Source organism: Niabella aurantiaca DSM 17617 (assembly GCF_000374125.1).
GTDB classification, from domain to species: Bacteria; Bacteroidota; Bacteroidia; order Chitinophagales; family Chitinophagaceae; genus Niabella; species Niabella aurantiaca.
The window spans coordinates 204,170-226,406 of record NZ_KB893626.1; the positions used below are offsets into that span (position 1 = coordinate 204,170).

Annotated in this window: 13 protein-coding genes; 12 read left to right on the forward strand and 1 reads right to left on the reverse strand. The window is 48.6% G+C overall.

Annotated features, from left to right (window positions below):
- Nucleotides 1–13 precede the first annotated feature (13 nt).
- The 12 genes from B160_RS0105815 to B160_RS0105875 all read left to right on the forward strand — a co-directional run bounded on the left by B160_RS0105815 (nt 14) and on the right by B160_RS0105875 (nt 20,438).
- On the forward strand, nt 14–601 hold the full coding sequence (locus B160_RS0105815) for a Crp/Fnr family transcriptional regulator (RefSeq protein WP_018626945.1): 588 nt from the start codon (nt 14–16) through the stop codon (nt 599–601).
- Between the two features lie 582 nt (nt 602–1,183).
- Complete coding sequence (locus B160_RS28500; protein WP_018626947.1) at nt 1,184–4,135, forward strand: SusC/RagA family TonB-linked outer membrane protein; 2,952 nt, start codon at nt 1,184–1,186, stop codon at nt 4,133–4,135.
- Nucleotides 4,136–4,173: 38 nt separating this feature from the next.
- A complete protein-coding gene (locus B160_RS0105830) occupies nt 4,174–5,724 on the forward strand; it encodes a RagB/SusD family nutrient uptake outer membrane protein (protein WP_018626948.1) in 1,551 nt (516 codons plus the stop codon).
- 36 nt (nt 5,725–5,760) lie between these two features.
- Entirely contained in the window at nt 5,761–6,462 is a 702-nt protein-coding gene (locus B160_RS28505) for a fasciclin domain-containing protein (RefSeq protein WP_018626949.1), read from the forward strand.
- Between the two features lie 11 nt (nt 6,463–6,473).
- Complete coding sequence (locus B160_RS0105840; RefSeq protein WP_018626950.1) at nt 6,474–7,532, forward strand: DUF5007 domain-containing protein; 1,059 nt, start codon at nt 6,474–6,476, stop codon at nt 7,530–7,532.
- 42 nt (nt 7,533–7,574) lie between these two features.
- Nucleotides 7,575–10,736, forward strand: coding sequence for a SusC/RagA family TonB-linked outer membrane protein (locus B160_RS0105845; protein WP_026309564.1), 3,162 nt, complete (start codon nt 7,575–7,577; stop codon nt 10,734–10,736).
- A gap of 23 nt (nt 10,737–10,759) precedes the next feature.
- Entirely contained in the window at nt 10,760–12,325 is a 1,566-nt protein-coding gene (locus B160_RS28510) for a RagB/SusD family nutrient uptake outer membrane protein (protein WP_026309565.1), read from the forward strand.
- Between the two features lie 14 nt (nt 12,326–12,339).
- Nucleotides 12,340–13,080 carry a hypothetical protein gene (locus B160_RS0105855; protein ID WP_018626953.1) on the forward strand — a complete coding sequence of 247 codons (741 nt, stop codon included), beginning with the start codon at nt 12,340–12,342 and terminating at the stop codon, nt 13,078–13,080.
- A 30-nt stretch (nt 13,081–13,110) separates the two neighbouring features.
- Nucleotides 13,111–14,757, forward strand: a complete 1,647-nt coding sequence (locus B160_RS0105860; RefSeq protein WP_018626954.1) for a DUF5008 domain-containing protein — start codon at nt 13,111–13,113, stop codon at nt 14,755–14,757.
- A 29-nt stretch (nt 14,758–14,786) separates the two neighbouring features.
- The gene (locus tag B160_RS0105865) at nt 14,787–16,643 is read left to right on the forward strand and encodes a LamG-like jellyroll fold domain-containing protein (protein WP_018626955.1); all 1,857 of its coding nucleotides are present in this window, start codon (nt 14,787–14,789) and stop codon (nt 16,641–16,643) included.
- A gap of 23 nt (nt 16,644–16,666) precedes the next feature.
- On the forward strand, nt 16,667–18,673 hold the full coding sequence (locus B160_RS28515; RefSeq protein WP_018626957.1) for a M60 family metallopeptidase: 2,007 nt from the start codon (nt 16,667–16,669) through the stop codon (nt 18,671–18,673).
- Between the two features lie 10 nt (nt 18,674–18,683).
- Complete coding sequence (locus tag B160_RS0105875; RefSeq protein ID WP_018626959.1) at nt 18,684–20,438, forward strand: LamG-like jellyroll fold domain-containing protein; 1,755 nt, start codon at nt 18,684–18,686, stop codon at nt 20,436–20,438.
- A 219-nt stretch (nt 20,439–20,657) separates the two neighbouring features.
- Here B160_RS0105875 and B160_RS0105880 read toward each other — a convergent pair whose 3' ends face one another.
- Complete coding sequence (locus B160_RS0105880) at nt 20,658–22,226, reverse strand: N-acyl-D-amino-acid deacylase family protein (RefSeq protein ID WP_026309566.1); 1,569 nt, start codon at nt 22,224–22,226, stop codon at nt 20,658–20,660.
- Nucleotides 22,227–22,237: the final 11 nt, after the last annotated feature.

Sequence of the window (22,237 nt, forward strand, 5' to 3'; positions counted from 1 at the left end):
AAATAAAAAAAATATGATCACGGCAACGCAATTCCTGTTGGAACGTATTAAGAAACACGTAACACTGACGGCAGCGGAAGAAGAAAGGCTGACGGAGGTTTGCCTGGTAAAACAAATGAAGAAGAAACAGTTCTTTCTTCAGGAAGGCGATGTGCAGCGCTATCTGGTGTTTGTGGTAAACGGATGTTTGAGAAGCTATTCGGTGGATGAAAATGGTTTTGAGCATATCCTTCAGTTTGCACCGCCCGGCTGGTGGATCAGCGACATGCGCAGCATGCTGGAACAAACGCCCGCTTCATTGAATATTGATGCCGTTGATGAAAGCGAGATCATTTTGATCAGCATTCCCGACCTGGAGCGGCTTTACCGGGAGGTCGCATCGCTCGACCGTTTCTTCCGTATCCTTTCTGAGCGGTCCATTGCCACGCACCAGCACCGGCTGATCGATTCATTAAGCCTTACTGCCAAAGAACGCTATACCAGCTTCTGCCGTCAATATCCCTCGCTGATCACCTGCCTTCCTCAAAAATTTGTCGCTTCCTACATTGGCATCACTCCGGAATTCCTGAGCAAAATGCTGAAGGAACCGATAAAAAAATAGTAAATGGAAGTGCGAAGGCGAATGATTGGTACAAACTTTTTCCCTGGATGCAGTACGACGCTGTTGCGGATATTTTCTCAAAAATGAAGGCCTGCGCTCCTGCTCTAGGTCTGGTTGCTTTATCGATTAAATACTCGGAAAAATATTGCAAAATCAGTTTTGCAGAAATGCAGGTGAAGGTATCGGTATCCGTAGAAAACAGTTTGAGGCACAGCAACTTCCAAAAGGCATCGCGCAAACGGTTGCATAAAAATAATTCCTGTAAATTTTTTAATTGGACAAACGTTTGCGCATCATTTTTCTTTGATTATATAATTTGTCCCTATATCTTAGCCTCGTTATTGGTTTTTTAATAAAACAATAACAAAATAAAATAGAGAGATTGATTTTTACTAATGATTAGCTGTTCCGAAAGTGAAAGTATTGCGCTGCGATAATTGAGAGCAATTCAATGAACAGAGACACGTCGGGTTTTTAGTAAGGAGCGTAGATTGTTTTTTTCAAAATGTATGTGCATTTTGATAGGGGAAGGTTTTTGTATGATTCAAGGAAAAAGTATTTAGAAACCAACTAATTTTTTCAATGGCTGTGAACAATTGTTTGAAGTATTTAAGAAGCTGGAGTTTCTTTGGGGTTTTTATCGTCCTGAGCCTTCCGGCTGCTGCACAAGACTCCCTGGTTGCAGATATTACGGACACATTACCCGTAGTTCCAACCACCGGCCTTGCGCCGTTACAGGTTGCTTCCTCTTTTAAAGGACATTCCATTAACGAAGTCCCGCTAAAGTATGTGGAACGGCAACCGTATGTATCGCTACAGCAGATGCTGAAGGGAAATGCAGCGGGTGTATATATACAGGAACCAAGCGGGGAGCCGGGAACGGAGCAGAACATCTTTATCCGTGGTATTTCCTCCCCCCTGCTGAGTAAAAGAGAGCTGTTTGATCAGCAGCCTGCCATATTCGTAAACGGGATTCCGATTATCCAGGACAACCCGTTCATTTACGAGATACAAAAGTATGATTTCAACCGGGAAGGGCCTGCTACCAACCTGCTGGCCAGTCTGAACCAGGACAATATTGAATCTATTGAGGTGATCAAAGACCCGGTTACCCTGTCTTCGCTGGGTTCTATGGCTGCCAATGGTGCGATCTGGATCACTACAAAGAACGCCCGGTCCGGAGAACGGAAGATCAACGTCAACAGTTATTTTGGCTATGCGCTGCAGCCTGATGTTTTTGCTACCAATGCTGCCCGGGAAAACCAGTTCCGGCAACCGTTTTACAACCGGTTTGGTACCCTGGAAGACCGGTTAAACTACCCGCCGTACCTGCGCGATTCCACAAACCGGGATTATTATGGTCCGGCAGATTGGGCCGATCTGTATTACGACAATGTGCCGCTTTATAACCTGGATGCCAGCATCAGCGGAGGATCTGACCGGGCGAATTTCCGTTTTCTGGGTGGTCTTACTAAGAATGCAAACCCTGCTGATAAAACTTCCTTTACACGCTATAACGGCTCTTTCTTTATCAATGTGGCACCTGTAAAATGGCTGATGATGTCCAGCATGCTGGGGTATACCCGGCAGGACCGCGACCGCAACAGGAATATCCGGGACCGTCTGGCAGAGCAGCGCTATATTCCGGATCTTACCAACCCGCTTACACCCAACAGCGCATTGTATGGCGCCTACCTGTCGCAATTCAATGATGCGTTTGATAAGAATACCAACAACCTGGTGCAGGGGTACATTGCTATTGCCGCTAAACCAACCGAGCAACTTACCTACTCCGGAAGGCTCGGGTTTGATTATAATGAGGGTATCCGTGATGTGTTCTGGCCCACGACCCTGCTGGAAGGAAATAACTTCGTATCGAACTATTTCGGATACAATCAACGGCTGGCGATCACCAACAGCGTAGCGTACGATTTTTATGTGGGTGCTACAGGTACCCTTACTTTAAAAGGAGGGCAGAATTTCGTATCGGATGTATATAAATACGATTATGCTTACGCCAACAATACACCCAATGATTTTACCAAGATCAACGTGGTGACCGGCGATCCGAACAAAGCAGATTATCTGACCCCCAGGGGGATCCTTGTAAATTATTTTCCCGGAAAGATGCGCTCAAGGCTGGTATCATTTTTTGGGAATGCGGTGTATTCTTATAACGAGAAGTTGAAGCTGAATGCTGTTGTGAGTCGCGAAGGCTCCTCCAATATGCAGCCAGACCAACGGTGGTTTACCAACTATTCTGCAGGCGTAGAATGGGATCTGAAAAGATCGCTGCTGGCAGACGCGGGGCAGCTAAGCTCCTTCCTGGTAACGGCATCCTGGGGACATATCGGCAAATTGCTAAGCGATGACCGCTTTAATGCCGGCCCCGCCTACCGCGTGGATATGGGATTTACCAATGAGCCGACCTTCGGATCCTATGCGGGTTTAGGCGGCCTGTCGCGACCTTATACTTCCGGATGGGTAGGATACGGCATACCCTGGGCCTATACCGATCAGCTGAATGCCGGTGTGCGGCTGGGATTGCTGGCTGACCGCCTGATGCTGGGGCTGGATGTATATAAAAAATCGGATAAGGATATGTTGCTGCCGGTTCCCGTAGCTTCCGAATGGGGATACACCGGTGCCTATAAAAGCGGTTTGGAAGTAAGCAATACAGGTCTGGATCTTTCGTTATCGGCGGTGATATTCCCGGCAAAGGAAAATGCGTTCAGCTGGCTGTTTACAGGCAACCTGAATTACAATAAAAATAAACTGGCAGGCCTGCCGGATGGATTGAGCGAGGTTACGATCGGAGCCACCAAGCTCGAGATCGGGAAACCCGTAGATGCATTCTGGCTGCTGACAAACAATGGGGTATATAATACGGATGCCGAAGTACCGGTGAACCCTTCTACAAGCAAACCCATTACCTATAAGGGCGTTGCCCTGAAAGCCGGCGATCCGCGCTGGCTGGATGTTAACGGAGATTATATCATCAATGATGACGATAAAACCCTGCAGGGGAACTACCTGCCAAAGATCAGCGGGGGCTTTGGAAGCGGCTTTACCTACCACAGTTTTTCGCTGGATTTCCAATGCTACTTTGCGCTGGGCAGAAAGGTGCTGAATCAGTACGCTTCTTCACGGCTGGATTTTATCAATACAGAGGCCAACAACAACATCAATTCGGTTAAGGAAATTACGTTTTGGGAAGAAAAACAGGATCTGACCGGCTATCCCATTTACAATCCGTGGAGCAGCGTGGTGCCTTACAGGATTGACCAGAACCTGTTCTTGGATAATGCTTCCTACCTGAAGCTGCGTTCCGTTTCAGTAGGATATGACCTGAGCAAAGGTGGTACTAAAACAACATTTGACAAATGCCTCATATACCTGACGGGAACCAACCTTTTAACGCTTTCCCCCTTTAAGGGCGATGATCCTGAATTGGCAAATTACAATGGCATTTACAATGGATACGGACTGCCGCTTCCCCGGTCGCTGATCGTTGGATTGAAGCTTGATTTCTAATAATGAATGTTCAAAATCTTATTATCAAAAGATAATTTATGAAACGGATTTTTTATATACAGGTATCTTTTATTGTAGCCGTTTTCGGAACTGTGCTGATGAGCGCCTGTAACAAACAATTAGAGGTGCCTTCTACCCGGCAGGCCTCTGAAGAAAACCACTGGACGCGGTATGAAGATGCCCGGGCAGGTCTGATCGGTATGTATGGGTTATTCCGGGCAGCATTGGCAGATAATAACGGATACTGGATCCTGGGCGAGTTGCGTAATGGCGATTTTCAGGCAGTGAGCCGTCCGGACCTGAAAGCCGTGGTGAGCGGCAACCTGAATGCTTCTTTTCCACTGATCAATGACGTAAGCGACTGGCGCCGGTTTTATGCCATCATTAATGCAGCGAATATTTTTATAGACCGCGCGAAGGGATGCCTGGCAGATACGCGTTATACGGAATCTTATTACAAGCTGGATGTGGCACAGGCACGAGCTATCCGCGCATTTGCCTATTATATGCTGGTAAGGACCTGGGGCGATGTTCCGCTGATCACGTCTACCGGCGAAGGCGATTTTAAAGCATTGCCACGCACCGATAAAAACACGGTATTGAGCTTTGCAAAGAACGAATTGCTGGAGGCATCCCAACGGTTGCCCTACCAGTACTCCATCACAGACCCGGATCTGGTATTTCCTCCGTTTTATTATGGCAATGCCTCTGCCGACTGGAAGAACACATTACTGGGAAAACTATCCGTTTATGCCATCCTGGCGCATATCGCAGCACTGCAGGGCAATTATGTGGATGTAGCGGTTTATTCACAGTTTGTACTGGACAATGCGAGCAAGGCCAGGTTGACAACGGTAAGTACAAGTGAGCTTACAGAAGATCTGTTTCTTTTTAGTACCTCTGAAGTGAGCTGGAACCAGATGATTGGCTTCAATTTTATCTATGAGCGCGGAGAGTCCAGCACTTCAGGGCATATTGAGCAGCTGACACTGGCCAATACCACCAAGTTCCCGATGTCGAAGCAGTTGCCCGATATTTATGTACCAAAGGACAGCATCTCGGTGCTGTTTCCCCGGGCTAACGGTAATGACGCCCGGTTTGGTTTTAATCCGGACAACGGCTTGCCGACAGAAGCGTATTTCGAAAATTACTCTTCGGCTATTCCTGTATTCAAAAAGATAAGGGTAGTGGCCGGTGGTAGCGGATCCGGTCAGTTTGCGGTATATAATTCTTCGATTGTCTTTACCCGGCTGGAAGAGATCGCATTACTGAATGCAGAGGCGCTGGTCATATTGGGAAGAGGAGAAGATGCATTGCAACGGGTAAATACGCTCCGGGCAAACCGGAATATAGAGGGGGTGATCTATACTCCCGGTATGGATGTGCTCAGCGAAGTTTTTGCGGAAAGAAGAAGAGAGCTCCTGGGAGAAGGCTGGCGTTGGTATGACCTGGTGCGGTACAATAAGATCAAACGGAATGATCCGGCGTTCAATGACCTGATCGATCGCGGGGGCATCTACTGGCCTGTTTCCCAGGCGGTGTTGAATGCAAATCCCAATATTGTTCAGAACCCGTACTGGAAGCAATAAGAAACCAAGATTCATCATTTGAATAACGATATTACAATGAACATCTATTCTCAGTTTATCAGAACATGCACCCACCCGCTTGTTGTTTTGGCGCTGGCTGCCTCCTTTTTCACCGCCGGCTGTTCAAAGGCGGATCAGACGTATGTGAAATATGAAAATTCTGCCGGCGCTTTTAATGGTAATGCAATTGAGTATCTGCAATCGCAGCCGGGCCTGTATGATTCCATGCTGCTGGTCATTGACCGGCTTCCCGGTGTTGCAGATTCGCTTCGTACCGGCAGCTATACGGTGTTTGCTACCAGCAACCGCGCCTATGCGATTGCATTAAAAAATATCAACGATGCAAGACGGGACTCGGTTCCGGCACTCCCCCCGGTTTCCTTCAGTACTATGGATGAGTCCGTTTTGGACAGCTTTTTTTGCCGGTACATCATTCCGGGCAACATACGTACACAGGAGCTGTACGACCGTGCAGACGGGTTGGAGCTTTCCTCCATGAAATATCGCTATAAAATGCAGTTGCAGCTCCGGGCCACCAATGCTTCGGGGTTTTTAGGAGGCGGTCCGCTGGCCATTTTACTCAGCGACAGAAGAAGATCTGAATTTGCAATAAACTGGGTGAGCGTATATACCAATACAGTAGATATTAAAACCAGTAATGCAACGATCCACATATTAGATCCGGGTCACAATTTTGGATTCGGAACGGATTTAATACAGGCATTAAACAGAGATTAAAATATTATCGAATGCGCAACAATAACGGAAAAGATATGTATTGCATTGTCAGCAGGAATACCGCTTATATGTTACTGTTTTTTATGGTAGCAATGACCGCTTGTAAGAAGCTGGTTCCAAAGGAAAGAACTACCATCGGGGGGGATTCCGGTTTTACCCTGGATACCTATGAGCCCATACTGGGAAGAACCACCTATTTTTCAGATAACTTTTACCAGGGAAGCACCACTTATCCCGCGGATTTTAAAATTATCAATGTGCGCCGGAGAACGGGAGAGCCTGCTCCGGAGCTTACGGATGCATTTCCGGTGAAAGTATGGAAAGCGGCCTATACAGGAGAAGAAAAATCAATCGCAGAAATTGAAGCAAAACGCCGGGAAGAATACCATTCTATTTTGGAAATGAGCCCGCACACAGGCGATATTACCTTCTGGGGCGCTGGTAAATCGGATTTTATATTTGCCCAGCCGGATTCGGGGTACCTGTTTGATGTGGAATTATCCAACTCCGGCGGCCGTCGTTTTTTCAGGAACCTGAAGCTGATGCCCATGAAGGAGATCCCCACGTTGCCTACCAATCTGAATGCGATGACCGGACAGCCGGTAGGTGAGAACTTCGGACTTTCTTTTATCGAAAATGTAACGGGCATCAAAAACAGTAGTCGCAATTTAGGGTTTAGCGATGTGGACGTTTATATCCGGAAGGCGAATCCCTCTACCCGGAATACACTGACGTTCCGGTTCCTGGATACCCTGTACCAGCCGATGAACCCGGCGATCTTTAACACCACCGATTGGGCGAACCTGGTACACGGCTTCAATATGAAGAAAACCGATACCTACGTGCAGTATGATGTGGCTTATCCTATCCCCCTGGTGAGCGTACCTACGAGGTACACCACTTCCGATGGCAGAACCGCAAGAGCGGCTTTTACCTGGTCGCGTATCGGGTTTGGCGGGGCACGGATCAATGCTTCCTTCGGACTGAATTTCGCTATATATGATCCCGGGGACTGGGAGATTGTTTTTGCATTTAAAAATGATGTGCCTAAAACAACGGATGACCTGTAACAGATAGTGGTCATGAAATTATTAAAATCAAAATCGATTGAAATGAGGTTATTTTTTTCGGTAATCGGAGTGTTGTTCATAACTGGGTTTTGGAATGCTACCAATGGGCAAACGAAGGTTACCCTGAAGGGGCGGGTTACTGATAAAGATCTGGGAACGGGGAAACCGGGGGTTACCGTATCTGCGGGCAAGCCGCCCGTGCCTGTTACCCAAACAGATGAGAACGGCGGGTTTACCGTAACGGTGAGCCTTGGTACCAACCTGTTGTTCAGCCATGCCGGGTATAATGTACGTGATTACAAAGTAACAGCGGCAGATACCAGTGATGTATTATATATAGAGCTGGAGCAGTCCGGCGCCAGTTCACTTTCGGAAGTAAGGGTGGAAGGGTACCGTACAAAGAACCGCGATGCGGCAACCGGTTCCAGTGCTACCATCAGCGGTAAGGTATTGCAGGATGTACCGGTATCCAACGTGGTTGAGCTGCTGCAGGGTAAGGTAGCGGGTCTGGATGTACAGAATAATAACGGTTCTCCCGGTGGTATGGGAACGATCAACCTCCGCGGAGCATCCAGCATCAGCATGACCTCCGATGGTTATTTACGGCCCACTTCTCCTTTATTTGTGGTAGATGGTACACCTATTGATGTAAACAGTGGTTATGAATACGGGTTTCAGAGTTCCGGTCCGGGCATCAGCCCCATCGCCCTGATACCGCCACAGGATATTGAGAAGGTGGATGTATTGCGGGATGCGGCAGCTACTGCACAGTATGGCTCCCGTGCCGCCTATGGTGTGATCGTTATTACAACAAAACGCGGGTTGTCCAAAGTGCCCATTGTATCCTACTCGGCCCAGTTTTTTACAAAAACACCACCAAAGCTGCGCCCGATCCTTGGCGGTAAAGAAGAACGGCTCAGCCGGATACAGGCGATACTGGATTATGATTCCTCCGCAGCATCGGCGCTGGCGCTGATCAACCGCTACCCTGCGCTTTCGGACAGTCTGAACCCCTATTATAACAATGCTACGGATTGGCAAAAGTATTTCTTCCGTACCACGCTCAACCAGGATCATACCATACAGGTTAGAGGGGGCGATAAAACTTTTAACTACAAAACCAATTTAAACTATTACCAGGAGGCGGGCATTATCCGCAATACTGGGTTCAAACGCTACTCTTTAAGTATGAATGCGCGGTACTGGCCGGTTGAGAACTTCCTGGCAGATATTTCGCTGCAGGGATCGTTGGGCCAGAAACAGGCGGGCAGCTCAAACACGATGGACCAGGATAAAGTGTATAACGCGATCCGGAGCTCTACCTTGATGCCGGCGTCGATCTACTCCGGAACAGGCGAAGTGTTCAACCTGGATGCCATCCGCAGCAATAATAAATCTGCCAACATACTGGGAACATTGAACCTGCAATGGGAATTTGTTAAGGGCCTCACCCTCCGGAACAATTTCAGCTATAATTTTAACTCCGGGACGGAAGATACATATACGCCTTCTTACCTGAATAATAACTCTTCTGAGGGGATCACTTATTCTGACAGAAGGTATGTGATCAACAATCGCGTATCACTCGATTTTGTAAAGATGATCGGGGAGGCATTCCAGCTTTCCGGGGGTGCGGTGAACGAGATCAGCACAGAAGGATTCAGAGCCTCAAGGAATGTACTGGTAGGATTTCCAAGCGATCAGATCGAAGGATCTATCGGTTACAATCCCATGCGTTCAAGAGGTGGAATCCTGGATAACCTGTATGACAAACGGATCGTGGGTAACCTGGGTTATCTTTCCTTTAACTATGACAAGCGTTATGTGATCGATCTGAACTATCGCCTGGATGCTACATCCTCCAACGGCCCGTCTGCGGGATATTTAAAGAACCCTTCCATCAGTGCCCGCTGGAATTTTCAAAAGGAAAAGTTCCTGTCCAATCTTGAATGGCTTTCATACGGGGCTGTCAGGGGAAGCTGGGGCCGTACCATTGCTCCCACAGGTGATATCTTCGATGTATATGGTAAATACATCATCGGCCAGCAGTACAATAATAACCCCACGGTGTTTATTGATTTAAACCGGGTTCCAAACGTGGCCTTCCTGCCGTTGACCACTACGAAAACCAACTTCGGAACGGAGTTCGGCTTGTTTAACAACCGGCTGGAGGTGAACTATGATACCTATTACGAAACAGTGGATAATGAAGGTCGGGAAATAGCCCTGCCCAATACCAGCGGCTTTGCCAAGAAGATGACCAATGAAACCAGTATGGCCAAATTCGGGCATGAACTCACGCTTACTTTGCGGGTATTTAGTCCGGAAAAGCCGGTGCAATGGACCGTGAGTGCCAATGGCGCGCTCAACCGGAAAGTTGTAACAAGACTGCCCGGAGGATTGAGAGAGTTTGTTTTTCCTGTTAATGACGGCGGGTCGAACATTCCGGTGGTGTACCGGCTGGGAAAAGATCTGACGCCTTTAATCTATTATAACACGGGTGTGTATGCAAGCACCGCTGATGTACCTGTAAACCCTGCCACGGGCAAGCGCATGCAATTGGGCAACCAGGGCTTTTATATGCAGGGGGGCGATCCCCGCTGGGTGGATGTGAACGGCGACTATGTGATCGATGACCGTGACCTGCTTCCGCTGGGAAATCCTTTTCCAAGAGCCACCGGTGGTATCTATTCCACGGTTCAGTATAAGGACTTTATGCTGGTAACACAGGTCAACTATACATTGGTAAGAGATATTCTGAACGAAGCAGCCGCCACGGAGCTGTCCAGCTATACGACCAATATTTTTGCCGGAGGTGCGGTGCCGCCCATTGAGAACTACAATTACTGGAAAGCCGATCCGGGAGAAAAGACCACCGGAACCGTAGGTGCTGTTTATCCCAATCCTTATGATTTCAGGAGAGCGGCCACGCTGGATCCTTTCCGCACCAACCAGTCGCTTTTCCTGGAAGATGGCTCTTACTGGAAGATAAGCCAGATCACATTGTCGTATAACTTTGCTCCTGAGTTTTTAAGAAGGTTCCGGATGACCAGTGCGCGGTTGAACCTCACAGCGGCAAACGTATATACTTTTTCCAGGTATACCGGACCCGACCCGGAACTGGTAACCAGCTTTGGACGTGATAAATCAAAAGGATATCCCAATGCCCGCACCTATTCCCTCGGTTTAAGTGTTCAGTTTTAATTCAAAAACAGAATTTGATGATTATGAAAAGAATTATATATAGCCTGTTGTTCGTTGCTGCGGTAACCGGCGTTACCGGCTGTAAAAAGTTTTTGAACGTGGATCCGCCCAGCGACCTCTCCGGTAACAACTTCTGGCAAACGGTAGAGGATGTGGAAAAGTTCACCAATGGGAATTATGAGCTGTTCCGTGAGGCGGTAACGCGGTTGAACATGCAGGCCGGGGCCGGTGATGCCGAGTATCCCTATCTTCCTTTTGCAGGTGAATTAAGAGGAGGAATGGTAAAAGAGAATACGGAGCTGGGCTGGGGCCGGGGTTATATTGCAGACCTCGCCAATAACAATATCCGCCGCTTTGTAGATTTTCAATACAGCGGGAACAACTGGAACGCCATCTTCAATCATAAACGGTTCACCCAATGGGATCGTTACTACCGGGTGATTGCGGCTGCCAATATTGCGGTTGACCGTATCGATGGGGTACCCGACCCGAACCTGACCGATCAGCTGAAGGCACAGTACAAGGGAGAGGCCGTTTTTATCCGTTGCCTGGCCTATTTCTTTATGGTGCGGCAGTTTGGAGATGTGGCCTATTATACAGAACCTTATTTCTCCGATCCCATGAAGCGGATGCCGATGGTGGAAGTGTTGAAGAACTGCATCACCGATATGAAATCGGCCTATAAAGGAATGGCATGGAGCTATACCGACCCCTTTTATGTGGGGATCCGGGGTATGCGCGGAGGAGCCATTGCCCTGATGATGGAGATGAATCTCTGGCTGGCAGGTTTTGACCAGGGGAATGCAGTCAATTATTATAATGAGGTCGTTGCCCTCGCCGACGAGATCCGTAATGAAAACGGCGGGGCTTATGAGCTGTTGCCCATCGGCCGGTACATCGAAATATTCAAAGGCCGCAGCAAAGAGAATCTTTTTGGAGTGCCTCAGAACAGGAACTATGGAGAATCATTCGGATGGAGCGACTTTTTTGACCAGGTAAAGTACGACCCGCTCCGGCCTACTTCGGCATCGATCCCCTACATGAGCTATACCGGCGATTTTATGAGGGCGCTTTATCCGGAAGGAGGAAATGATCAGCGATTAAGCCTGTGGTTCAATCCTGCCACGGCGTATGCGGCCAACCGGACCTTCCAGATGAAGAAGTTCCTGGTGACGGCGGATCCCAATTCCATTGACTTTAACAGCCGGAACGATGCCACGCAATGTATCTACCGGTATGCCGATATTTTTTTAATGCAGGCAGAAGCATACTCCGGTTTGGGAGATGAAGCCAGTGCAAAGGATATTGTGAATAATATTATACGGAAGCGCGCGGGGGCAGATCCGATCGCCGAAACAGGGGAGGACTTTAAGGAGCAGCTGTTCCTGGAAAGAGCCCGTGAGTTTATCGGTGAAGGGCATTACTGGTTTGACCTGGTTCGCACCAGAAGGATCACCGATCCGCGGTTCAAATACAGCTATCATTGCTCTGTAGACCAGTTCCGGCGCGGGGCATGGACCTGGCCGATCGACCGCGGTGCGCTCGTACAGAATCCGCAAATGACCTTAAATATGTATTGGGAACAATAATAAAGCATAAGTATATGTATAAAAAGTTTAAATGGTTCATGGTGGTGGTGGTGATGCTGATGGCTGGAACCTCCTGTAAAAAAGACTACTTTAAAGATACCGGTGTGCACAAAGGCGATTACGACGGCTCTGTGCTGGCATACCTTAAGTCCCGGCCGGAGTACTTTGATTCGCTGGTAAAGGTGATCAACTTTGCCGGTATGAACGATGTCTTTGAGAATGATCAGATCACATTCTTCGCACCGCCGGATTCCACGATCCGCAGTACATTTAAAATGGCAAACTTTTACCTGGACCAGGTGGGCTTACCGCATGTTGACCGGATCGAACAGATAAAGCCCGAGGTTTGGAGACAGATGCTGAGCCGTTATCTTTTCAAGGGAGCAAAGTCATTAACGGATTATCCGCAGCTGGACTTTGCCAATATCGCAGCATTTCCGGGACAGATCTATAGCTCATATGATGATCAGCTGATCAATATAGGCGCAGTGTACGGTTCCGGTGGTGGTGTTCCCTATGCAGGCTACCGGTGGCTGGCCATCTCCTATATCCCTTCGCGGTCCTCCGCAAGAGATCCGGCAACCTGGATCTCCTCCGCGGTGGCTACTACAAATATTCATCCGAAAAACGGATACATACATGTGTTGCAATATACTGTCGAGAGTATTGAGGGAAGCCAGTACACGGCGCATTATTTCGGATTTGATCCCTTTAATTTTCTTGAGGTCGCGCTGTCAAAGGGGATCGATAATTAAAACTATTCACCTTCAATAATTGGAAATAAAATGATATTTAAAAAAGAATGGGTTTGGGGGTTTATTTTAGCTGCTGCCTTTTCCGGTGCCTTTTCTTCCTGTAATAAATACAAGGTAAGCGAGGAAGCGCTCTATCCGAAAGCTCCTGCCACCCGGGTGAAGTTTGACGATGCCCCTCCAACACCGGCATTGGTTGCGGAGAGCGCAATTGTAACCGTAAAATTAACAGGGCTTGGAGGGAAGAAGGGCCAGTTCCGGTTTTATATTAACCAGGTGGAAGCCGAGGTAATGAACGTTACGGATGAAGAGGTGAGTGTAAAAATTCCGATCACCGCAAGTACCGGATCCTGTGCAGTGGAGATCGACGGAGAATTTTATTTCGGACCGGTGATCAACATCCGGGGGAAACTAAATATTGATCCTTCCTTTAATACGGGATCTTCCATTTCAACCGGCGGTACCAACCGCGGCGAAATTTCCGGTATCCTGAGACGTTCCGGTGGGAATTTCCTGATTTACGGATCGTTTGCAGATTATCAGGCTACATCAACCAGTACACTGGCGGTTAACGGACTGGCGGTAGTTGATGAAAACGGTGCTGCGCCAGCAAATGCAGCAAACCGGCTGGCGCTGGGTGCCATGGGGCTGGGTGGAGGAGCTTCCGTAAGTACAGCATTTGAAGATGGCAACGGAAGGCTCTTTGTAGGAGGTTTGTTCAATACCATGAATGAACAGGGGCCGCTGAACAATGTGGCCCGCCTCAATAGCAACGGCTCGCTGGATACGGCTCTTTTTGATATTGCCGGCGAGGGTGCGCTGCCTCAAAAATACGGGCCTACGTTTCACGGAGGCGTAGGAGGGGGCGTGCTGAAATTGTTTAGTACGGCTTCAGGAGTTATTGCAGTGGGCAATTTTAACAGCCAGTCAAGTATCCTTTATGAGCGTTCCACCAAAGAGAACCCTTATATCGACCGGGTGCAGATCAGCCAGGTAACCCGCATGCAGGAAGACGGGGTTATTGATTCTTCATTTAACCTGGATAAATCGATGCGTCCCGTTCAGGGGTATACCAACGCCAACGGTCTGATTTTTGACGCCATCCAGGCAGCCAATGGAAAGCTGCTGCTGGTGGGTAGTTTTACCACGTTTGAAAACCAGAGCGCCGGCCGTATTGTATGTATCGATACCGCAACGGGAAGAAGAGACCCTTCCTTTGTAGCCGGTGGGGCGAATGGCGCCATTAACCGCATTACCTATAATAAAAATACAGGAAAGATATTGCTGACCGGCAATTTTACAACCTATAACGGTCAGCCTGCCAATGGTGTTGTAATGATCGATCAGAATGGAATGGTAGACAATAGTTTTTCCTTCCGGAAAGTGGAAGAAGGGATTCCGAACTACGTGGGACAGCTGGATGACGGGAAGATCCTGGTATCGGGCACATTTAACAAATATGCCGGCGTTGTACGGCCCGGTTTTATGGTGCTGAACCCGGATGGAACGTTGGCTGTTGGGTATAACAATCTTGGCTTTTGTAATGGGTATATAAACGGATTTGTTGAATATTCGAGCGCTACGGACCCTACCATCCGCTTTGTAATGATGGTAGGCAGCTTTACCCGGTTTGATGGAAAACAAGTAGGGAATATTGTAAAACTACGGTTCCAGAATTAGTGTGAATCATTAAATAATAGCAGTTAACTATGCACAAATTTTTGAAAACCTCAGGTCAGTTAGCCGGTATCGTCCTGATACTCGTTGCAGCGGTTACTTTTTCCTGCAATAAGCCTTTTGAGGATAACCTGAGTAATAATATAACGGGAACCGATACCGTAAAGACCGGCTATAAAGTACTGTACGTCATTATGGATGGCGCCCGTGGCGAAGCATTCGGAGCTTCCGAACGCCCGGTTTTACGGGGCATGGAAGAGAACGGCGTTTATACAACGAGTGGCCTGGGCGATTATGAGCGAAAGGACAGTAGTTTTACAAATGAAAATGCATGGGCCAATATGCTTACGGGGGTTACACAAAGCAAGCACCTGATCAAAGGGACTTCTTTTGCAGGCAATGCACTTGATAAATACCCGACGTTTGTGAGCCGTTTGAAAACATTACGCCCTGATGTGCGCACCGCTGCTTTTGTTTCATCCACATCCTTAAAGGACAATTTGCTGGCGGATGCTACGGTATCGCAAACGCTGGCTAATGATGCTGCTGTTCAGAATGCTGTTCTGGCAGAGTTGGGAAACCCGGCTGCCGATATTTTGATCGCGCAATATAATGGTATTCAGCAAGCAGGCGATCAGTTTGGGTACGACAATCATGTACAGGGATACCAGGCAGCGATCCTGCAGATGGATAGTTATATTGGGGCATTAAGGGATGCGGTTGTTTCCCGGCCCGGTTTTTCGAATGAAAGCTGGTTGATCATTATAGCCTCAAGTGATGGCGGCCTTACAACAACCGCTCCTGCAGATGTTACGGCTTACGGAGATCCGCTCAGGAATGCCTATGTGCTTTTTTACAATCCCCGTTTTTCGACCCGGTTGGTAGAAAAACCGGCAAACACAAGAGGGAGTGGCGCTTATACCGGTAATGCCGTGCGGCTTTACGGAAACCCCAATACGGCAACTGGTGGCGGAGGAACGAATGTCATTGTTCAAAATAAGGCGGGCGAAACCAACCAGTTAGCTTTAGACCCCGGCCAGGGCCCCTACACTATGGAAGCAAGGATCAAGCTCAATCCCCGGCCGGATGGATCCTATAACTATTCGAACTCAGGTGGGATGCCCTTTTTGTCCAAAGCGCGGTACCGGTACAATGGAGACTATAGCGGTGTGAACTCCGGCTGGTCTATTTTCAGGAACGGGACCAATACCACGCTCTGGTTTAGAAGCGACGGGGCCGTAAGTGGTACAAGGATAGGTACGGAGTTTACTACGGCTACTGCAATCAATGATGGGGCCTGGCATTCCCTGGCCTTCACGATCTCAAAAGCGGGTACAAGTGTTTCCATAAAAGCCTATGTAGATGGCCTTGCAAGCGGATCACAGCAGTTGACGCTTGCTTCGGAAGCGGATGGCATCACTTCCGCTGCACCGCTTACACTGGGTTATAATGATAATATATTTGGCGGCACCAACTACATGGACATGAGCATCGCCGATGTCAGGATCTGGAGGGCAACATTGCCGGCAGATGTGATCTATCAATACAGCTGCCTTCCCGGCAGACCACCCGTTAGCCATCCTTTTTTCAGCTCCCTGGCCGGCTTCTGGGATGGAACTGTCGGATCCGGATCGGATAATATGATCCTGGATGAAACGGGTAATGGACGCAATGCCCTTGTAAATGCCAATAACGGAGGGAACATTCAATGGAAATCCTTCTCCCAGACAAGCAATAATCTTTGTCCTGCTCCGGACGACGCCTACTTTGCGCGGGTGCCGAACACCAGGGATATTCCATTGCAGATACTCAGATGGATGGGCATCAATAGCGTAACGGCCCCCCAGGTGGACGGCAGGATCTGGCTGAGCTCATTTGACAATTTATAATCAACTTATTTAAAAGAAATAAAATGAACCGGAGATTATTATTTAGCCTGCTGCTGACGGGTTTTGTTATAACTGCTTTTTACAGTTGTAAACGAAACTATGACTTTGGTTACCAGGATGGCTTTCCCGATCAGGGCAAGGACGGTGCTTCGGTAACGGTAGATACGAGTATTAAAAGGATTGATGTCAGCCGTTATGCAAAGGCGAGGGTGTTTCCCGGACTGGTTTGCTCGGATGAGCCGCGATTGATGGGCTATACGGTGAATATGGATCTGAAATATTTTCCGGCAGATAAAGACCAGCTGCGGATGAGTACCATACCGCAACCGCAGTTCAGTACCGGATTGTATGCGGCTCCCGGAGAACTGGTGATCATCGATGTTCCCGCTGGTGCGGGTTCGCTGGGATACCAGGTTGGCGCCTGGACCTATGATGCATCTGCAGTAGAGAACGCGCAGCGCGATCCGATCATTTTTACAAACAACAGTCTGGCCCCCGGGCGTAACTATTTACGGAACCCCTATGGCGGACCTATTTATATCATTGCCAATACTTCGTACGATGCTCCGGTGCCCATTACCTTCAGCAATGTAGTAAAGATGCCTGACTTTATATTGGGAGAAACCAATGAAGCAGAATGGAAAGCGGCAATCAGGAGCTCCTGCGTTCCCTGGCTGGAACTGCGCAGTAACAACCTCATTTTTACGGTGCCCCGTGAGTTTTGTGTATCGCGGAATATCAGTGATGTGGACGCGCTCATGAAACAGTGGGATGATGCCATTAATTATGATTACTACCAGTGGATAGGGCTTAAAGCCGTAACCTCCGGAGACGAAACCGTAGACCAGGCGCCATTGCTTCCCTGGAGGGCGGTATTGGATATTACCCTGCCTCCCGGTGCGGGTGGTGTATCCGGCTACCCTTTCCGGGCACAATACGGTTATGGGTGGTTTGACGAATGGACAGATCATGATTATATCAATAACGCTGCCAGCTGGGGTACCTTTCATGAGTTAGGCCATAACCATCAGCAGGGGCAGTACTGGAGCTGGAGCACATTGGGAGAAACTACCAATAACTTGTTCATCTTCAAAAATGCCCACCGGTTGGGAGTGTACCCCGCCAAGCATACATTTCCTACAGATGACCTGTTGCCAAAGATCAAGGATGCACTTTCATTTGCCGCAAAGACCGGGGATAAAAATTTTGATGGTTCCGATGCGCTTATTGCCGATCCTTTTAAAAGACTGACTCCTTTTCTGCAGATCTTTGATAAAATACCCGCAAACTGGGGCTACCCGGGGCAGGAAGATGGCTGGGGATTTATGACCGCATTGTACAAAAAATCCCGCCGTGCACCCCGGATCTCGACCAACGACCTGCAGAAGCATGATTTTGTGTATGAAACATTGTGTGAATATACCCGGAAGGACTGGCGGTTGTTTTTTGAAGCCTGGGGCATTAACCTGAGTGCGATTTCGCAGGCCCGTATGGCGCAGTATCCGTTAATGACGCAGAAAATATGGGAGTATAATCCTATTTCCAGGACAGGTGGGGACGGACATGTAGATTCGCGTGACCAATGGGCTGTAACCGTGTCGTCCAAGAACAATGACGGACAAGCCATATCGGCGGAACTGGCATTGATCGACGGAGATGCATCCACCTATTGGCATACGCAGTATAACCAGGCCCCTCCGCATATTGCTACAATAGATATGGGGCTTACTATACCCATTAAGGGTGTGAAGTTACAGCAGCGGCAGAACCAGCCCCGCCGGCATATTAAAAATGTATATATCGAATACAGCCTGAACGGTACAAGCTGGACCAAAATAAATGGGCCGGGATCAAATGGAAGGTTTCCCCTGGCAAGTATTTTTCCCATGCAAACGATCACCTTTGATACGCAGATATCCTGCCGGTTCTTCAGGATTACGGTTCCCTCAAAGGATGATATTTACTATACAGGAGGTGATCCCGACTGGAATAATGCCTGTTTAGCTGAAATAGATGTTTTAAAACCTTAAATGATTTAAAATGAAACGAGTCTTATATAGCGCCTTCCTGATTGTTTCTGTATTGTGTATGGCGACGTCGTGTAAAAAATATGCTGACCCCCCACCTTATTTTGAAGACGATATTGATTCAGGCAGTGTGGCCAGCCGCAGGGTGCTGCTCATCGGTATCGATGGGGCTGTTGCTACAGAATACAAAGAGATGGCGTTGCCTGCGTTAAGCGGACTGCTGGCGCACAGCAAATTTACCTGGGAAGGAATATCAGATGCGATTACGACGGATGCTGCGTCGTGGAAAACATTGATGACCGGTATTTCCTATGTAAAGCATCATATAAAAGACAGTAGTTTTATATACGAAGCGCCTCCCGGTGGTGATCCTCATGGCGGAGCACCTCCCAATTATCCGTCTTTTTTCTCATACATTCTTTCTTCCCCTAATGGGAATATGCGTACCTCGTTTATTTCATCCTGGGGTACGATGGTGAACCGGCTGGTGCCGGAAGCGCTGGACCAGGTGATCGCTACGGGTGACCAGGGTGTGAAGGATTCGGCATTAAGCCGGATCCGGAACGGTAATCCTGAGCTGATGGTACTGAATTTTGATTCGCCGGCAAAAGCTGGCAAGGCCGGGGCCTTTTCTGCAAGCGATGCGGGCTATAAAGATGCTGCTACAAAGGTTGACGGATACATCAATGAAATCATGACCGCTCTGAAAGCTCGTCCCGAATATAACAAGAAAGAGGAGTGGCTGGTGATTGTCAACAGTACACATGGAGGCATCGGGAACAGCTACGGCGGAAGCTCTTTAGACGAGAGCAGTGCTTTTAGCATTTATTATAATGAGAATTTTAAATCGCTGGAGCTTACTAAAGAAGGAGCTTATATTGGTGCTTTTTTAAGTGGTAACGGCAATACTGCTGTAAAGGCAGTGATGAGCGACCCTGATGCATATAACCCGGGCACCGGGCCAATGACCATTGAGCTGAAAGTGAGGGGAAGCAGGAAAAGCGGTAACTGGCCGGCATTTATTTCAAAAAAAGGACCTTTCGAAGGTACTTCCAGTTTGCTGGGGTCTTCCGATGCAGGATTTGTATGCTATTCCTCCGGCTCTAATGACGCCAATTTTGTGGTCAAGTCTGTTACCACCAGCGGCAATCCGAAATCAGAAGGCGGCTCAACAGCCATCCTGGATGGCAATAACTGGCATACGCTTTCCATCGTTTTCCGGCAGGACAGTGCGGGAAAGAAATGGTTTAAATTCTATAATGATGGTATCTACCAGGATGGCCGGGATATAACAGGCTATGGGGCTATAACAAGTTCCGCTCCGCTCGTATTGGGATTTGCAAGAGCGGATGATGCAGCCTGGTACACCGGTTTAAATGTGGCGGATGTCCGTATTTTTGATGTTGCACTTACGGGGCAGGAAATTGCGGATAATCTTTGCCTGGCGGATATGAAACAACATCCTAAATATGCAAATCTTACGGGATACTGGCCTTGCAGCGATGGTTTTGGCGACCGTTTTCTAAACCACGCTCCGGGTGCTGTGAATAAAGACTTCATCCTGAAGAATGCTTTTAGCTGGGCAAATGTTTCTCCGCTGCCTTGTAGTTTTGCCCCTATCAACGACCCCAACAAACGGTCGATGCAGCTTGCCAACTCCGGTGTTGCCAATACAATATTTTATTGGTTACGGCTCCCGACAAAAGACGCCTGGGGGTTTGAAGGAACAAAGTGGCTGCAGGATTATGAGATCGAGTTTATAAAGTAACACAAGGCCTGATATCAGAGGGTGTCTGAAAAGTCTGTTCGTAACGCATATTGTGATGTGTTTAGCAGGATTTTTTAGCCACCCTTTTTATTTGTCCGTGTGCGTGCGCCGCTTGTCCGTTTTTAATCCCGGCACGCTTTCGGTTTAAAAAGCGATTACCATTTTCAGGAGGCCGGTTGGAAGCATGTTGGCTGGGCGGCTGCCAATAGGCTGACGGCTTCATTGCCGCAATGCCCTGCCCGCCCTCTCGCCGGTATGCTGCCCGTGCTGCACTGTGATCTTTCCATTCACCAGCACATATTCAAACCCTGCAGAATAAGCGTGTGGCTTTTCAAAGGTCGCCCGGTCCTGTACGGTTGCCGGATCAAAAACGACGATGTCGGCAGCCATGCCTTCTTTGAGCAGGCCGCGGTCGGACAGGTTGAACTTTTGTGCCGGCAGCGATGTCATCCGGCGGATGGCCTCCTCGAGTGAAAGCACTTTTTCCTGCCGCACGTATTTGGCCAGCACCCTTGCATTGGTGCCATAGCCACGCGGATGGGGCATGCCCTGGTTCATGATCCGGATGGAGGCATCGCTGGCAAACATATCGTAAGGGTACTTCATGATGTACCGGACATCCCCCTCACCCATACCGTGAAAAACAGCGCTGGCGCCTCCATTCATCATGATATCCATTACCGTTTTTGCTTCTTCACGTGCCTTGTGCTTACGGCCTTTCATCCGGTTGATCTGCTCAATGCTTTTGCCGTTATAGCTGGTATCGGGTCTGTAATATGCCACTACCGCATAGCTGAAGTGCTTCAGTTTCCTTTGTTTCAGGCTTTTCAACATATCGCTGATCACGTATTTCCGCACTTCCGGCCGCTGCAGGCGTGCACGGATGCTGTCCTGGCCATCCGCCAGGGTCTCGCTGGGCAGCAACGTACTGATGGAGGTGCTGCTGGCCGTATAAGGGTATTGATCAATGGTAACATCAATGCCTTCCCTGCGAGCGCTTTCGATCATGGCTACGGTCTCTTTGCTCCGGCCCCAGTTTTGCTGACCGCTGAGCTTGAAATGGGAGATCTCCACGGGGATCTTTGCTTCGCGCCCTATTTGCAGCGCTTCACGGATGGCATCGGTTACTTTATTGCCTTCGCTGCGCATATGCGTAGCATAAACGCCATTGTATTGTGCCGCTACTTTGGCCAGTGCAACCAGCTCGCCGGATTGGGCATAGGTACCGGGAATATAGATGAGGCCGGTTGAAAAGCCCACGGCGCCATCTTTCATGGCCTGACCAACCAGGACTTCCATCTTTTTCTGCTCTTCTGCAGAAGGCCCCCGGTTGGCGCGTCCCATTACTGCTTTGCGTACATCATTATGACCAATGAGGGTAGCTACGTTTATCGAGAGTTTTAAAGAGTCCAGCCACCGGAAATACCGGCCGATATCCAGGTTTGAAGAACCACAGTTGCCTGCAACCACGGTAGTGACCCCGTCATAGATAAAACTCTGTGCCAGGGGATCTTTGTCTTCATCGCCCTCGATATGCGTATGCACATCAATGAAGCCGGGAGCTACTACAAGACCATTGGCATCAATAATGGTCTTGCTATTATAAGCAATATTTTTGCCAATGGCCAGGATCTTTCCCTGTGCAACAGCAATATCGCCGTAAAACCAGCCATTGCCGGTCCCGTTGATGATCTTCCCGTTCCGGATCAGCACATCGCAGGAAGGTTGTGTCCATACCTGCAACGAACCGAAGATGCAGACCGCCAGTAGTGGTATTTTATAAAACATAGCTGGTAAGT

Coding starts and splice junctions, on each gene's coding strand:
- B160_RS0105830 (WP_018626948.1), top strand. CDS start 4,174: ATGAAACGGATTTTTTATATACAGGTATCTTTTATTGTAGCCGTTTTC.
- B160_RS0105860 (WP_018626954.1), top strand. CDS start 13,111: ATGATATTTAAAAAAGAATGGGTTTGGGGGTTTATTTTAGCTGCTGCC.
- B160_RS0105845 (WP_026309564.1), top strand. CDS start 7,575: ATGAGGTTATTTTTTTCGGTAATCGGAGTGTTGTTCATAACTGGGTTT.
- B160_RS0105865 (WP_018626955.1), top strand. CDS start 14,787: ATGCACAAATTTTTGAAAACCTCAGGTCAGTTAGCCGGTATCGTCCTG.
- B160_RS28510 (WP_026309565.1), top strand. CDS start 10,760: ATGAAAAGAATTATATATAGCCTGTTGTTCGTTGCTGCGGTAACCGGC.
- B160_RS0105880 (WP_026309566.1), bottom strand. CDS start 22,226: ATGTTTTATAAAATACCACTACTGGCGGTCTGCATCTTCGGTTCGTTG.
- B160_RS28515 (WP_018626957.1), top strand. CDS start 16,667: ATGAACCGGAGATTATTATTTAGCCTGCTGCTGACGGGTTTTGTTATA.
- B160_RS28505 (WP_018626949.1), top strand. CDS start 5,761: ATGAACATCTATTCTCAGTTTATCAGAACATGCACCCACCCGCTTGTT.
- B160_RS0105855 (WP_018626953.1), top strand. CDS start 12,340: ATGTATAAAAAGTTTAAATGGTTCATGGTGGTGGTGGTGATGCTGATG.
- B160_RS28500 (WP_018626947.1), top strand. CDS start 1,184: ATGGCTGTGAACAATTGTTTGAAGTATTTAAGAAGCTGGAGTTTCTTT.
- B160_RS0105875 (WP_018626959.1), top strand. CDS start 18,684: ATGAAACGAGTCTTATATAGCGCCTTCCTGATTGTTTCTGTATTGTGT.
- B160_RS0105840 (WP_018626950.1), top strand. CDS start 6,474: ATGCGCAACAATAACGGAAAAGATATGTATTGCATTGTCAGCAGGAAT.
- B160_RS0105815 (WP_018626945.1), top strand. CDS start 14: ATGATCACGGCAACGCAATTCCTGTTGGAACGTATTAAGAAACACGTA.